The sequence below is a fragment of the Pseudomonas tremae genome, from assembly GCF_001401155.1.
GTDB lineage: Bacteria > Pseudomonadota > Gammaproteobacteria > Pseudomonadales > Pseudomonadaceae > Aquipseudomonas > Aquipseudomonas tremae.
The window spans coordinates 1-387 of sequence record NZ_LJRO01000028.1 but is presented as its reverse complement, the minus strand read 5'-3'; the positions used below and the strand labels follow the sequence as shown (position 1 = coordinate 387).

The following is a 387-nucleotide window of genomic DNA, read 5'->3' as shown; positions in this document are numbered from 1 at the left end:
GCGGGGTGTGCTCGACGGTCACATCGTGCTGTCCCGGCGTTTGGCTGAAGAAGGTCATTACCCGGCCATCGATATCGAGTCTTCCATCAGTCGGGTCATGCCTGCGGTGGTCAGCCCCGAGCACATGGCGCGTGCGCAGCATTTCAAACAGTTGTGGTCGCGTTACCAGCAGACTCGCGACCTTATCAGCGTGGGCGCCTATGTCGCGGGTGGCGATCGCGAGACCGACATGGCGCTTGCGTTGCACCCGGTGTTGGTGCGCTATCAGCGCCAGGGCCTGCGAGACAACGAAAGCATGCAAGGCAGTGGCGAGGCGCTGGCGTCTATATTCGCACCGGCACCTGGCGGCTGATAGCCTATGGCTCAGAGTCGAGCGGCGCGTCTGGC

Annotated in this window: 1 pseudogene; it reads left to right on the top strand. The window is 63.0% G+C overall.

Features of this window, described 5'->3' with window-relative positions:
• Window positions 1–352: pseudogene (gene fliI, locus ALO43_RS01455) on the top strand (flagellum-specific ATP synthase FliI); the annotation flags it as partial.
• Window positions 353–387 lie beyond the last annotated feature (35 nt).